This window comes from Variovorax sp. RKNM96, assembly GCF_017161115.1.
In the GTDB taxonomy this organism is placed as follows: domain Bacteria; phylum Pseudomonadota; class Gammaproteobacteria; order Burkholderiales; family Burkholderiaceae_C; genus Variovorax.
Genome location: NZ_CP046508.1, coordinates 3,204,094 through 3,217,963, shown reverse-complemented (window position 1 = coordinate 3,217,963; position 13,870 = coordinate 3,204,094). Strand labels below are relative to the sequence as shown.

The window sequence follows — 13,870 nt, the reverse complement described above, 5'->3', positions numbered from 1 at the left end:
TTCACCCCATCAATCGAACAGGAAGGAAGTAACGACGGCAACCTGCGCGGGATCGATGAAGGTCGGCGCATGGCCCACACCCTCGAACTCGACCAGCGCCGCCTTCGGGCCGCGCTGCGTCATGGCCAGTGCCGTCTCGCGCGACAGCAGATCCGATTGCGCCCCGCGCGTCACCAGCGTGCGCACAGTGATGGCGTCGTACAGGCTCCACATGATCGCGCCGCCCTGCGCTGCCGCTTCGGGCGTGATGGCGCGCAGCGCCACGGCAATCGCCGGGTCGTAGTGCAACAGCCACGGGCCATCGCCAACGGCATCGCCGTCTTCGATCTTGGCGGCCCCATCGGCCGTGCGCTGCGATACGGGCACCACCATGTGCTGCGAAAGCGCGAGCCATTGCTCCGGCGTGTGCGGACCGAAGCTGGTCGAGATCGCCCACATCGCATCGGCCGCTTCCTTCACGCTGCCGTAGCGACCGCCCTGCCCCACATAAGCGGCGATGCGCTGCAGTGCGACAGGCTCGATCGTCGGGCCCACATCGTTCGCAATGAAGTGGCGCACCGGGCGCGCCAACGGCAGCTCCTTGTGGCCCGCCAGCACAAAGCCGATCAGCCCGCCCATGCTGGTGCCGAAGTAGTCGAGCGTGTCGATCGCCTGTTCGCGCTGCAGCTGGGCGATCAGCGCCACCATGTCAGCCGCGTAGACAGGTACTTGATAGAAGGCCGGCTCGCGCAGCCAGTCGCTGCGCCCGCGCCCCACGACGTCGGGGCAGATCACCCGCACATCGCCACCCGCGCGCGCCACGATGGCCCCTGCCAGCACGTCGAAGTCGCGCCCTTGCCGGGTGAGCCCGTGCACGCAGACCACGACATGCGCGCTGCGTTCGTCGCCCCATTGCCAATAGGCCATGCGATGGCCGCCCTGGGCGTCGTCGCATGCCACGTGATGAAGCGTCGGTTCAGTCATGAAAACGGGGGAGTCGTGGTGCGGATAATGGTCTCGTTGCATCCTAATTCATCCGGAGATTGATCTTCATGCTCAAAGGCAAAACCGCGCTTGTCACGGGGTCCACCAGCGGCATTGGCTTCGCCATTGCCAAGGCTCTCGCCCAGCAAGGCGCGCACATCGTGCTCAACGGTTTCGGCGATGCCGAAACGCCCAGGTCCCAGATCGAAGCGCTCGGCGTTCGCGCCGAATACCACGGCGCCGACATGAGCAAGCCCGGCGAGATCGAGGACATGATGAAGTTCGCCGCGTCGAAGTTCGGCCGTGTCGACATCCTCGTGAACAACGCCGGCATCCAGCATGTCGCCAAGGTCGAGGACTTCCCGGTCGAACGTTGGGACGCGATCATCGCGATCAACCTCACGAGCGCATTTCATACGACCCGCCTGGCGATTCCCGCGATGCGCGAGGCCAACTGGGGCCGCGTCATCAACGTCGCATCGGCCCATGGCCTGGTCGCCTCGGCGCAGAAGTCGGCCTATGTGGCAGCAAAACACGGCATCGTCGGCTTCACCAAGTCGGTTGCGCTCGAAACCGCGACCACTGGCATCACCAGCAACGCGATCTGCCCCGGCTGGGTGCTGACGCAACTCGTGCAGAAGCAGATCGACGACCGCGCGGCCCGCGAAGGCATCTCGGCCACGCAGGCGCAGAACGATCTGTTGGGAGAGAAGCAGCCCTCGCTGCAGTTCACGACAGTCGAGCAACTCGGCGGCCTTGCGGTCTTCCTGTGCTCGCCCGCCGCCGACCAGGTGCGCGGCGTAGCCTGGCAAATGGACGGCGGCTGGACGGCGCAATAAAGAGCCGCCCAGCGGTGCAACCTCCTACTTGAGCTGCACCGACCCCGAAACGTTCACGATCACGCTGGTCTTGCCGGCTTCGACCGGCACGGCCGAATCGGCCGAAAACGACTTGGCCTGCATCGCCATCACCCGCGGGCGCGGGCCGCCGTCATTCGCGTTCACCGACACCTCGCGCAGCGTGTAGCCGCCGAAGCCGAAGCCCTTGGCCAGCTCATTAGCCTTCTGCTTGAAGTTCTCGATCGCGATGTTCTGCGCTTCGGCCTCGGTCTTGGCGCGCTGCTCGCGGCTCAGGCCGAAACCCACGTTGCCCACGCTGAGCGTGCTGATGCGGCCGGCCGTCTGCGTGATGCGCGGAAAGTCGCGACCTTCGAGCACCAGCTCGGTCGAACCCTGCCAGCCGTTGATCTTGCCGTCCTTCGTGTAGCGCGGCGAGAGGCTGAAGTTGCCGGTGCGCACGTCGAGCTGGCCGGGCTGCGCGTTCTTCTTGGCTTCGTTGAGAGCGGCGTCGAGCGCGGCCTTGAGCTGCGTCTGCACGGTGGCTGCATCGGTCGCGTCGCGGGTGGTCACGAGCGTCATGCTCAGCAGGTCCTGCTGGACCTCGACCGTGCCCGAAGCGGTGAGCTGCAGCACGTTCTGCGGTGCCGGGGTGACCACGTTCTGGGCCAGCGCGGAACCGGCGGCGGCCAAGGCGGCGCAAACAGCGAGCAATTTGATTTTCTTCAAGGCAAGGAACTCCCTAGATTGATGGCGGGGAACACCCGCGCCAGGGCCCTCAGGGGCGCTGGCTGCGCGGCGCGATCAGCGAACGGGCGGCGGGCATCGGTGCCGGCGCGATCCGCTCGGCTGGCTGCGATTCTGCCGAATTCGCCATGGCCCCCACGCCCGGCGGCATCCACTGCCCTCGGATCTGCTGCCGCAACTCGAACAACTCCCCGGCGGTCAGGCGCCTGCCGGCGACGGCTTCTTCACGGCGGATTTCCTCTCGCTGCGCCGCCCGATGGGCGGCCACTGCATCCCGCACTTCACTGCGGCGCACCTCGCCGACCCTGAAAAAGTCACCGGAAACCGCCCATGTGGAACCACAGGCGCAGGCAAGGAGCAATGGCAGTGCGGGAAAAGGAAGTCTCATCGAGTGGTTGGTCGTGAAGGCAGGGGAACTTTGCCACTGCTGGACGAACACCGGATGTCCATAGGGCGAGCGTCCGCAAGTTTTGTAACTTAGTGTCAAACCATAAGTAAATCTGGCTCGATGGGGTGCTAACGCCTTCAGAATCGGCGCTGTTACAAATTCAACGTTGTAGAAATGACTCAAGTTCCCGCTCGCACTGACAAGATCGTGATCGTCGATGACGACGCCCGCATCCGTGATCTCCTTCGCCGCTACCTGACCCAGGAAGGTTTCGAAGTGATCGTGGCCGAGGACGGCAAGGCGCTCAACCGCATCCTGTTGCGCGACACGGTCGACCTGATCGTGCTCGACCTGATGATGCCCGGCGAAGATGGCCTCTCGGTCTGCCGCCGCCTTCGTGCCGCCAACGACCGCACGCCGATCATCATGCTCACCGCCAAGGGCGAAGACGTGGACCGCATCGTCGGTCTCGAAGTCGGCGCCGACGACTACCTCGGCAAGCCCTTCAACCCCCGCGAACTGCTGGCGCGCGTGCACGCTGTGCTGCGCCGCCGTCCGCCGCTCGAGGCGCCCGGCGCGCCCTCGACCGAGAACGAGACCGTCACCTTCGGCCCGTTCGCCTTCGACCTCGGCTCACGCACGCTCAAGAAGGACGGCGAAGAACTCTCGCTGACCACCGGCGAATTCGCGATGCTCAAGGCGCTGGTGCGCCATCCGCGCCAGCCGCTGTCGCGCGAAAAGCTCGCCCAGCTGGCGCGCGGCCGCGAATTCGAGCCCTTCGACCGCAGCCTGGACGTGCAGATCTCGCGCCTGCGCAAGCTCGTCGAGTCGGACGCCGCGGCGCCGCGCTACATCCAGACCGTCTGGGGCGTGGGCTACGTGTTCGTGCCGGACGGCACGGCCTGACGCCCCGTTGAGAGGTGGCCATCGGCCCATCTGCCAGACCCGGCCCGGCGCAGGAGGACGGCGCGCAGGTCACGATGCCGAGCCCGCTGGAGGCCAGCGCGGCGCGTGACCGTCGCCCCGGCCTCAAGCTGGGGTTCAGCCTTTTCTGGCGCACTTTCTTCCTGCTCGCACTGCTGCTGATCGGCTGCACGGTCGCCTGGCTGCAGACTTTCCGCTCGCTCGAATACGAGCCGCGCGCGATTCAAACCGCCCACCAGATCGCCTCGCTCGTGAACCTCACGCGTGCGGCGCTGGTGTATTCGGACGCCATCACCCGGGTGTCGCTGATCAAGACGCTGGCCGACCAGGAAGGCGTGCGCATCCTGCCGCGCGAGCCCAACGACCGCTTCCAGCCCTACACCAGCGGCGCGCTCGACCTGCGCGTGACCGAGGAGCTGATCGACCAGCTCGGCGAAGGCACCACCGTGGCCAGCCGCGTGAACGACGAGGCGGGCCTGTGGATCGGCTTCACCATCGAGAGCGACACCTACTGGCTGCTGCTCGACCCGACGCGCTTCAGCCGCGTGGGCGGGCGCACCTGGCTGGTCTGGCTCAGCACCGCGATGGCGCTGTCGCTGGCCGGCGCCGCATTGATCACCCGGCTCATCAACCTGCCGCTCAAGCAGCTGTCGCGCGCGACCATGCAGGTGCGCGAAGGCGAGTACGAGGCGCACCGGCTCGACGAGCGCGCCCGCACCAACGAAATTCGCGCGGTCAACATCGGCTTCAACCGCATGGCCGACCAGCTCGCCAAGATCGAACAGGACCGCGCCATCATGCTGGCCGGCATCTCGCACGATCTGCGCACGCCGCTCGCGCGCCTTCGGCTCGAAACCGAGATGAGCGTGGCCGACGAGGATGCGCGCGACCACATGGCCGCCGACATCGCGCAGCTCGACGCGATCATCGACAAGTTCCTCGACTACGCCCGGCCCGACCATGTCGATCCGCGGCCCGTGCTGCTGCGCGACGTGGTCGATGCCTGCACCTACGCCGTGCAGGACTACGAGGAGATGAACATCAAGGTCGAGGTCCCCGCCGACCTGCGGGTGCTGGGCGACGAGGTCGAACTCACCCGCGTGATCTCCAACCTGGTCGAGAACGCCCGGCGCTACGGCAAGACGCCGGCCACCGGCGTGGCGGACGTCACGATCCAGGCGCAGGCGAATAACGATGCGGTGCTGATCAAGGTGCGCGATCATGGCGCGGGCGTCGAGCCCGCCCTGCTCTCGCAGCTGACCAAGCCCTTCTTCCGCGGCGACGCGGCGCGCACATCGGCGGCGGGCGCGGGCCTGGGCCTATCGATCGTGGCGAAGAACATCGAGCGCATGGGCGGCACCTTTGCGCTCACCAGCACGCCGGGGCGCGGGCTCGCGGCCCACATCCGCATGCCGCGCGCCATGCCGACGCCCAAGCCGGGCGAAGTACCGGGCGGCAAGAAGCCCGGCTGACCCAGCCGCTCAGCGGTGGAGCAGGACCGCCGCGCGAGCCTCCATCGCGCGGCCCTCGCCCACCGGGCCGAGCTTCTCGGCCGTCTTGGCCTTCACATTGACCTGGTCGATCGCGATGCCCAGCGTGTCCGCGATGCGCTGGCACATGAGCGGAATGTGCGGCGCCAGCTTCGGGGCCTGCGCGATCACGGTGCTGTCGACGTTGCCGATTTCCCAGCCGGCCGCCCGCACGCGGCGCGCCGCCTCGGCCAATAGCACCGCCGAATCGGCGCCGCGGAATTGCACGTCGGTGTCGGGGAAATGCCGGCCGATGTCGCCCAGCCCCGCGCCGCCCAGCAGCGCATCGGTGATCGCGTGCAGCAGCACGTCGGCGTCCGAATGGCCCAAGAGGCCCGTGGTGTGGGGTACCTCGACGCCGCCCAGGATGAGCTTGCGCCCCGCGACCAGTTGATGAACGTCCCAGCCTTCGCCGACGCGGATGTTGAAGGGTGCTGGTGTCGTCATGCCATGGCTTTCTTGCGGCTGAGCAGAACGGCCTCGGCCAATGCGAAATCTTCGGGAAAGGTGACCTTGAAGTTCTGCGCACTCCCCGGCACCAGCAGCGGCGAGAGGCCGATGGCCTCGATCGCGCTGGCCTCGTCGGTCACCGCGTCGCCCACGCGCTCCAGCGCATCGAGCAGCATGCCGATGCGGAACATCTGCGGCGTCTGGGCCAGCCATTTGTCGGCGCGCGACAGGGTCTGGGAGACGCGGCTGTCGGTCGAGGACACCTTCAGCGTGTCGGCCAGCCGGTGGGCCAGCAGGCCGCCGACGGCGTCGTGTTCGCAGGCGGCGATCAGCGCCTCGATCTGGCTGGAGGTGACGAGGCAGCGCGCCGCGTCGTGCACCAGCACCCAGTCGTGCGCCCCGGCGCCCTTCTGCCGCAATGCCGCCAGACCGTTGCGCACCGTGGCCGCCCGGGTCAGGCCGCCAACCTGGAGCAGGTATTCGTCGTTGCCCGGAAAGCGCGGCAGCGCGGTCTGCACTTCGCGGTCGTCGGGCGACACCACCACCGCCAGCCCTGCAAAACGACCGGCCAGGGCGCGAAAGGCCTCCACCGTGTGCGCCACCATCGAAGCCCCCGCGAGCCGCTGGTACTGCTTGGGCTGCACGCCGCCCGCACGGTGGCCGGAGCCGGCACAGGGAATCAGCACGAAGAATCGGGAAGAAGACATTGGAGGGTGCGGCACGGGCCGATGGCCGACAAGCGGATAAAGGGCCGCCATTCTAGAATTGCCCTTCGCACACCCCTCGCCAGCCGGCGCGGGGTGTTGTGCATTTTTCGAAGCGTTCCATGGACCTCCCCCACCTCACGGCGGGCAAGCGTTTCACGCTGCCGCGTCCCCCTCTGTCGGCCGATGCCCTGCTGCTCGCGCAGCTGGGCATGCGCGAGAAGGCCGCCGGCCGCGCGACCGCGATGTTCACGGCCGACGCCAACGACGCGCAACGCCTCATCGACGAGCTCGCCTTCTTCGCGCCCGACCTGCGCTGCGCCCTCTTCCCCGATTGGGAGACGCTCCCCTACGACAGCTTCTCCCCCCACCAGGACCTGATCAGCGAGCGCTTGGCCACCCTCTGGCGCATCAGCCAGAAAGAGGCCGACGTGGTGCTGGTGCCCGCCACCACCGCGCTCTACCGGCTCGCGCCGCCGGCCTTCCTGGCCGGCTACACCTTCCACTTCAAGGCCAAGCAGAAGCTGCAGGAATCCAAGCTCAAGGCGCAGCTCACGCTGGCCGGCTACAGCCATGTGACGCAGGTGGTGAGCCCGGGCGAATACGCGGTGCGTGGCGGCCTGATCGACCTGTTCCCCATGGGCTCGCTGGTGCCGTTCCGCGTCGACCTGTTCGACGACGAGATCGACTCGATCCGCACCTTCGACCCCGACACCCAGCGCAGCCTCTACCCCGTGCCCGAGGTGCGCCTCCTGCCGGGTCGCGAGTTCCCGATGGACGACGACGCCCGCGCGCGCTTTCGCAGCCGCTGGCGCGAACTGCTCGAGGGCGACCCGACCAAGAGCCGCATCTACAAGGACATGGGCAACGGCGTGGCCACCGCCGGCATCGAGTACTACCTGCCGCTGTTCTTCGACGAGACGGCCACGGTGTTCGATTACCTGGGCCCTGACGCCACCGTGGTGCTGCACGGCGACCTCGAACCCGCGTTCCAGCATTTCTGGCAGGACACGAACGAGCGCTATCGGCTGGTGCGCGGCGACCCGGAGCGCCCGGCGCTGCCACCCGAAGCGCTGTTCCTCAACGCCGAGCAGTTCTACCAGCGCGCCAAGCCGCACGCCCAGCTTGCGATCCGTGGCGACATCGCCACCGACACGCCCTACGCCGAATTCGACCGGCTCCCGCCCTTTGCGGTCGTACGTGGCGCGGAAGACCCGCTGGTCGGCCTCAAGGCCCACATTGCCGCCACGCCGCACCGCGTGCTGATGGTCGCCGAGAGCGACGGCCGGCGCGAGAGCCTGCTCGACTTCCTGCGCGCCAGCGGCGTGAGCCCGCCGGCCTTCGACTCGCTGGCCGAGTTCGAAGCGTCCACCGACGAGAAGATCGGCATCGTCACCGCCGCGCTGGCCTCGGGCTTCGCGTGGCGCGAACAGGGCATCGACCTCGTCACCGAAACCGAGCTGTTCGCCACCGCGCCGACCACACGCCGCCGGAACAAAAAGCAGGAACAGGTCAGCGACGTCGAGGCGCTGATCAAGGACTTGTCGGAGCTCAACGTCGGCGATCCGGTGGTCCACACCGCGCACGGCATCGGCCGCTACCGGGGCCTCATGCACATGGACCTGGGCCAGGGCGTCGACGCCGAAGGCAAGCCGCTGCTGCAGGAAATGCTGCACCTGGAGTACGCCGACAAAGCCACGCTCTACGTGCCCGTCTCGCAGCTGCACCAGATCAGCCGCTACACCGGCGTCAGCGCCGACGAGGCGCCGCTGCACCGGCTGGGCTCCGGCCAGTGGGAAAAAGCCAAACGCAAGGCCGCCGAACAGGTGCGCGACTCCGCCGCCGAACTGCTCAACATCTACGCCCGCCGCGCCGCGCGCGAAGGCCATGCCTTCCGCTACTCGGCCGCCGACTACGAGGTGTTCGCCAACGACTTCGGCTTCCAGGAAACCGCCGACCAGAAGGCCGCGATCCACGCCGTGGTGCAGGACATGATCTCGCCTCAGCCGATGGACCGCCTCGTCTGCGGCGACGTGGGTTTCGGCAAGACCGAGGTCGCGCTGCGCGCCGCCTTCATCGCGATCACCGGCGGCAAGCAGGTGGCGTTCCTTGCGCCCACCACACTGCTGGCTGAACAGCATTACCAGACGCTGGTCGACCGCTTCGCCAAGTGGCCGGTGAAGGTGGCGGAGATGAGCCGCTTCCGCTCGGCCAAGGAAATCACGGCCGCCGCGAAGGGGCTGGCCGAGGGCCAGATCGACATCGTGGTGGGCACGCACAAGCTGCTCTCGCAGTCGGTCAAGTTCAAGAACCTGGGCCTGCTCATCATCGACGAGGAGCACCGCTTCGGCGTGCGCCATAAAGAGGCGATGAAGGCGATGCGCGCCGAGGTCGACGTGCTCACGCTCACCGCGACGCCGATTCCGCGCACGCTGGGCATGGCGCTCGAGGGCCTGCGCGACTTGAGCGTGATCGCCACCGCGCCGCAGCGGCGCTTGGCCATCAAGACCTTCGTGCGCAACGAAGGCACCGGCGTGATCCGCGAAGCCGTGCTGCGCGAGTTGAAGCGCGGCGGACAGGTCTACTTCCTGCACAACGAGGTCGAGACCATCGAGAACCGGCGCCAGAAGCTCGAAGAAATATTGCCCGAGGCCCGCATCGCGGTGGCCCACGGCCAGATGCCCGAGCGCGAACTGGAGCGCGTGATGCGCGATTTCGTGGCGCAGCGCTACAACCTCCTCTTGTGCTCGACCATCATCGAGACCGGCATCGACGTGCCGACCGCCAACACCATCGTGATGAGCCGTGCCGACAAGTTCGGCCTCGCGCAGCTGCACCAGTTGCGCGGCCGCGTCGGACGGTCGCACCACCAGGCCTATGCGTACCTGATGGTTCCGGACACGGAAGGCCTCACCAAGCAGGCCGCGCAGCGGCTCGACGCCATCCAGCAGATGGAAGAGCTGGGCTCCGGCTTCTACCTCGCGATGCACGACCTGGAAATTCGCGGCACCGGCGAAGTGCTCGGTGAGAACCAGAGCGGCAACATGATGGAGATCGGCTTCCAGCTCTACAACGAGATGCTCAGCGAAGCGGTGCGCGCCCTCAAGGCCGGGCAGGAGCCCGACCTCCTGGCGCCGCTGTCGGTCACGACCGAGATCAACCTGCACGCCCCCGCCCTCTTGCCCGACGACTACTGCGGCGACGTGCACCTGCGCCTGTCGTTCTACAAGAAGCTGGCCACCGCGAAGACGCCCGACCAGATCGACACGCTGCTCGAGGAAATCGTCGACCGCTTCGGCAAGCTGCCGCCGCAGGCGCAGACGCTGATCGACACGCACCGGCTGCGCGTGCTCGCACGGCCCTACGGGGTGGTGAAGGTCGATGCGGCGCCGGGCATCATCAACATCACCTTCAAGAAGGACGCACCGGTCGACGGCATGGCCATCATCCAGCTGGTGCAGAAGAACAAGCACATCAAGCTCGCAGGCAACGAGAAGCTTCGCATCGAACGCGAACTCAAGGAGCCGAAGGATCGCGCGCAGATGGTGCGCGATGTGCTGCGAAGCCTCGGTCAACCCCTCGTCAAGGAACCCGCCCCCGCATGAGCGCTACAGAAATTTCTCCCGGTCTCGTGATCCAGCGCGTGAAGCCGCCGCTGGCGCTGGCCGATTTCAAGCTGATCGCGTTCGACATGGACTCGACGCTGATCAACATCGAATGCATCGACGAGATCGCCGATGCCGTCGGCAAGAAGGCCGAGGTGGCCGCGATCACCGAGGCCACGATGCGCGGCGAGATCAAGGATTTCAAGGAGAGCCTGCGCCGCCGCGTGGCGCTGCTGCAGGGCGTGCCGGTCGAGGCATTGCAGCAGGTGTACGACGAGCGGCTGAAGCTCAACCCCGGTGCGACCGAATTGGTGGCTGCGTGCAAGAAGGCGGGCCTCAAGGTGCTGCTGGTCTCGGGCGGCTTCACCTTCTTCGCGAACCGCGTGAAGGACCGGCTGGGCATCGACTTCGCGCGTTCGAACCTGCTCGATGAAGCGGACGGCAAGCTCACCGGCCAGGTGGAGACGCAGAGCTGGGGCGACATCTGCGACGGCGCCGAGAAGCGCCGCACGCTGCTCGAAGTCGCATCGCTCATGGGCATTTCGCCGCAGGAAACCATCGCCGTCGGCGACGGCGCGAACGACCTGCCAATGATGGGCGAGGCCGGTCTCTCGGTGGCCTATCACGCGAAGCCGAAGGTGCGCGAACAGGCGATGGTGTCGATCAACGAAGGCGGGCTCGACCGGCTGCTCGACATCCTGAAATGACCACTGCCGCAATCGACGCCCCGCTCTACCGCGCCGATGCGTTGCAGGACTACGCCAGCGCCCTGCTGCAGAAAGCGGGCCTCGCCGCATCGATGGCCGACAGCGTCGCCCGCACCCTGGTCGAAGGCGACCTGCTGGGCCACGACACGCACGGCCTCGCGCTGCTGGCCGGCTACGTGAAGGAAGTCGAGTCGGGCGGCATGACGCGCGACGGCGCGCCCGAGGTGCTGTCGGACCGCCCCGCCGCCGTGCTGTGGGACGGCAAGCGCCTGCCCGGCCCCTGGCTCATGGACCAGGGCATGGACCTGCTCGTGCCGCGTGCGCGCGAACTGGGCACGGCCTCGCTCGTGATCCGCCGCAGCCACCACATCGCCTGCCTCGCCGTCTACATGCTGCGCGCGTTGCAGGAAGACATGCTGATGCTGCTGGCCTGCTCCGACCCCAACACCGCCAGCGTCGCGCCCTTCGGCGGCACGCAGGCGGTGTTCACGCCGAATCCGCTGGCGATGGGCTTTCCGCTCTCGCGGGGCGGGGTGATGGTCGACATCTCGGCCTCGATCACCACCAACGGCATGAGCAACCGCAAGCGCGCCGCCGGCGAGACCTTTGCCGAGGAATGGCTGATCGATGCGGCCGGCAAGCCGACGAACGACCCACAGGTCCTTTTCGATCAGCCGCCCGGCACGCTGCTGCCCGTGGGTGGGCTGAGCCACGGCCACAAGGGCTACGGCATGGCGCTGCTGGTGGAGACGCTGACGGCTGGGTTGGCAGGCTTCGGCCGTGCCGACCCGAAGGAAGGCTGGGGCGCGACGGTGCACATCACGCTGCACGACCTGAATGCTTTCGGCGGCAGGGAGGCGTTCCTGCGCCAGATGGACCATGTCGCGGCCCAATGCCGGGACAACACGCCGATCGACCCTGCCAAGCCGGTCCGGCTGCCGGGCGAAGGCGGGTTGAAGCGCCGGGATGCGCAATCGAAGAACGGGGTGCTGCTGCACCCGTCGATCGCGCGCTCGCTGCAGGACGCGGAGCAGCGCCACGGGCTGCAGCTCGCGAAGGCACTTCTTTAAGGGGTCAGTCTTCCTCGGGCGGTTCTTCGGCCCGCTCGCCGGCAGGGCGCGGGGTGCGCTTGCCGGGTTTGGCGAGGATCTCGACATAGAACTGCTTGCCGGCATCTTTCACGATGCCGTCGATCAGCTTGTTGATGGCTGGCAGTTGAACGACTTCGGCGGCTTCCGCCGAGGCGCCGAACTTGCAATCGAAGTCCCAGAAGTCACTGCCTTCGGGCAGATCGCGGCGGCGTTCGCGCTTGATGTACTTGCGGATCTCGTGCTTGATGGCTTCGACGAGACGGTCGGGGTGCTTGCCCTCGACCTGGAGCTGAAAGGTTTTTCTCATGGGTGATCGTAACGCCCCCGTGGGGGCTGCCGCGCTGTGTACAGTCGGCGGTTCAATGGAAAGCAGGTGAAGACATGGCGCGCGCAAACGACTGGGCAAGCAAGGTGATGGCATTGGTGAACGGCGGCAACGCCCCCGCCGCCATCGCGCAGATCAAGGTCGCGCCCTCGGTCAAGGACCTGAAGGCGCTGCAGACCATCATGACGCTCTCGAAAATGAAAGGCCGCTATCCGAACGTGGATGCGGCCATTTCAGACAACCTGGACCTGCTGGCGGCACCCCGCCTGCATCGTTCGCCCTGAACCCGTCCTGAGGGTTTACAGGGCCTGACCGAGGCGCTTCACGCCCTCTTCGATCTTCGCCACGTCGGCGGTCGCAAAGCTCAGGCGCAGCGTCGCCACATCGGGCTTCTCGGCAAAGAACGGCGCGCCGGGCACGAAGGCCACGAGCTTCTCGATCGCGCGCTTGGCCAGCTCGTTCGCATCGGCCAGCTTGCCGTTCGCGCCCGTGAGGCGCGCCCAGAAGAACAACCCGCCGTTGGGCTGCGTGAAACTCACCGCATCGCCCAGTTCTCGCTGGAGCGCCGCGCCCATGGCTTGCGCGCGCTGGCCGTAGACCTCGCGCACATGCGCCAGCGTCGCGGGCATGCGGCCGCTCTTGAGGTACTGCGCGGCCGTGGCCTGCGAGAAGGTGCTGGTGTGCGCGTCGCTGAACTGCTTGCACATGGTCGCCTTGGCGAGCAGTTCGGGGGGCGCGATCATCCAGCCGATGCGCAGGCCCGGGCTCAGTACCTTGCTGAGACTGCCGCAGTGCGCGAGCAACTCGCGGCTGCCGGGCACGTCCTTGCTCAACGCGAGGATCGAAGGGGGCGGCGCTTCCCCGAAGTAGAGGTCGCCATACGGGTCGTCCTCGACGATCAGCGTCTGGTACTTCACGGCAAGTTCGAGCACCTTCTTGCGGCGCTCCAGCGTCAGCATCGCGCCGCTGGGGTTGCCGAAGGTCGGGATCAGGTAGACGAACTTGGGCTTGTGCTCGGCGATGAGCTTCTCGAGCTCGTCGGTCTTCACGCCGTTGGCGTCGATGGGTGCGCTGATGAGCTGTGCGCCGTAGAGGCGGAAGCACTGGATGGTGGCCAGGAAGGTCGGACCCTCGACGATCACCTTGTCGCCTGGGGAAATCATGGTCTTGCCCAGCAGGTCGAGCGCCTGCTGGCTGCCGGTGGTGACGATGAGGCCGCTGGGGTCCACGTCGACGCCCTTGGTCTTCATGAAGGAACTGAGCTGGCTGCGCAGCGGCTCGTAGCCTTCGGTGGCGCCATATTGCAATGCGCCGCCAGGCTCTTCTGTCAGCGCCTTCTGGCTCGCTTCCTTGAGGCCCTCGACGTCGAACATGGCGCTGTCCGGGAATCCGCCCGCAAAACTGATGATGCCGGGCTTGCCGAGCAGCTTGAAGAGTTCGCGGATGGCGGAGGTTTCGACGTTGTCGAGGCGGGAGGCGAATTGCATGATGGTCAGTCTCACTTTCTGGGCGCCATTGTCGCGAAAGCCGGGTGCATGAATGCTGCGTAAGGCCATCGGCTTTCAACGATATATTGCGCCTGTCGCCGCCCTGCGTCCCCG

The 13,870-nt window shown here is 67.0% G+C and carries 14 protein-coding genes; 7 read left to right on the top strand and 7 right to left on the bottom strand.

The window, feature by feature from the left end; genetic code table 11:
* Positions 1-9 precede the first annotated feature (9 nt).
* Positions 10-1,005 carry an alpha/beta hydrolase gene (locus tag GNX71_RS14815; RefSeq protein ID WP_206179011.1) on the bottom strand — a complete coding sequence of 332 codons (996 nt, stop codon included), beginning with the start codon at positions 1,003-1,005 and terminating at the stop codon, positions 10-12.
* Between the two features lie 26 nt (positions 1,006-1,031).
* On the opposite strand from GNX71_RS14815, the gene GNX71_RS14810 reads away from it, so the two are divergent.
* A complete protein-coding gene (locus GNX71_RS14810; RefSeq protein WP_206179010.1) occupies positions 1,032-1,802 on the top strand; it encodes a 3-hydroxybutyrate dehydrogenase in 771 nt (256 codons plus the stop codon).
* 24 nt (positions 1,803-1,826) lie between these two features.
* Here the strand turns inward: GNX71_RS14810 and GNX71_RS14805 are convergent, their stop codons facing one another.
* Together GNX71_RS14805 and GNX71_RS14800 are read right to left on the bottom strand one after the other, a co-directional pair.
* Positions 1,827-2,528: an SIMPL domain-containing protein gene (locus GNX71_RS14805; protein WP_206179009.1), complete on the bottom strand. Its 702-nt coding sequence runs from the start codon at positions 2,526-2,528 to the stop codon at positions 1,827-1,829.
* A 49-nt stretch (positions 2,529-2,577) separates the two neighbouring features.
* Positions 2,578-3,117 (bottom strand): hypothetical protein, encoded by a 540-nt coding sequence (locus GNX71_RS14800; protein ID WP_241027273.1) that lies wholly within the window; start codon positions 3,115-3,117, stop codon positions 2,578-2,580.
* Here GNX71_RS14800 and ompR point away from each other — a divergent pair.
* Together ompR and GNX71_RS14790 are read left to right on the top strand one after the other, a co-directional pair.
* Positions 3,109-3,840: a two-component system response regulator OmpR gene (ompR, locus tag GNX71_RS14795; RefSeq protein ID WP_007837017.1), complete on the top strand. Its 732-nt coding sequence runs from the start codon at positions 3,109-3,111 to the stop codon at positions 3,838-3,840. The genes GNX71_RS14800 and ompR overlap by 9 nt on opposite strands.
* A gap of 74 nt (positions 3,841-3,914) precedes the next feature.
* Entirely contained in the window at positions 3,915-5,330 is a 1,416-nt protein-coding gene (locus GNX71_RS14790; RefSeq protein WP_206179008.1) for a sensor histidine kinase, read from the top strand.
* 9 nt (positions 5,331-5,339) lie between these two features.
* Here GNX71_RS14790 and ispF read toward each other — a convergent pair whose 3' ends face one another.
* On the bottom strand, positions 5,340-5,834 hold the full coding sequence (gene ispF, locus GNX71_RS14785; RefSeq protein ID WP_206179007.1) for a 2-C-methyl-D-erythritol 2,4-cyclodiphosphate synthase: 495 nt from the start codon (positions 5,832-5,834) through the stop codon (positions 5,340-5,342).
* Positions 5,831-6,544, bottom strand: coding sequence for a 2-C-methyl-D-erythritol 4-phosphate cytidylyltransferase (ispD, locus tag GNX71_RS14780; protein ID WP_206179006.1), 714 nt, complete (start codon positions 6,542-6,544; stop codon positions 5,831-5,833). Before ispD ends, ispF begins: the two co-directional genes overlap by 4 nt.
* A gap of 119 nt (positions 6,545-6,663) precedes the next feature.
* Here ispD and mfd point away from each other — a divergent pair, with 119 nt between their 5' ends.
* Genes mfd through GNX71_RS14765 form a run of 3 tightly spaced genes read left to right on the top strand, consistent with a single transcriptional unit; the run spans position 6,664 to position 11,923 of the window.
* Complete coding sequence (mfd, locus tag GNX71_RS14775) at positions 6,664-10,146, top strand: transcription-repair coupling factor (RefSeq protein ID WP_206179005.1); 3,483 nt, start codon at positions 6,664-6,666, stop codon at positions 10,144-10,146.
* The gene (serB, locus tag GNX71_RS14770; RefSeq protein WP_206179004.1) at positions 10,143-10,853 is read left to right on the top strand and encodes a phosphoserine phosphatase SerB; all 711 of its coding nucleotides are present in this window, start codon (positions 10,143-10,145) and stop codon (positions 10,851-10,853) included. The genes mfd and serB overlap by 4 nt, the downstream gene beginning before the upstream one ends.
* The gene (locus GNX71_RS14765; protein WP_206179003.1) at positions 10,850-11,923 is read left to right on the top strand and encodes an Ldh family oxidoreductase; all 1,074 of its coding nucleotides are present in this window, start codon (positions 10,850-10,852) and stop codon (positions 11,921-11,923) included. The genes serB and GNX71_RS14765 overlap by 4 nt, the downstream gene beginning before the upstream one ends.
* Before the next feature lie 4 nt (positions 11,924-11,927).
* Here the strand turns inward: GNX71_RS14765 and GNX71_RS14760 are convergent, their stop codons facing one another.
* Positions 11,928-12,251, bottom strand: a complete 324-nt coding sequence (locus tag GNX71_RS14760) for a DUF6172 family protein (RefSeq protein ID WP_206179002.1) — start codon at positions 12,249-12,251, stop codon at positions 11,928-11,930.
* A 74-nt stretch (positions 12,252-12,325) separates the two neighbouring features.
* Here GNX71_RS14760 and GNX71_RS14755 point away from each other — a divergent pair, with 74 nt between their 5' ends.
* Complete coding sequence (locus GNX71_RS14755; protein ID WP_013541760.1) at positions 12,326-12,553, top strand: hypothetical protein; 228 nt, start codon at positions 12,326-12,328, stop codon at positions 12,551-12,553.
* 15 nt (positions 12,554-12,568) lie between these two features.
* On the opposite strand, the gene GNX71_RS14750 is transcribed toward GNX71_RS14755, so the two are convergent.
* Entirely contained in the window at positions 12,569-13,756 is a 1,188-nt protein-coding gene (locus tag GNX71_RS14750) for a PLP-dependent aminotransferase family protein (RefSeq protein ID WP_206179001.1), read from the bottom strand.
* Positions 13,757-13,870: the final 114 nt, after the last annotated feature.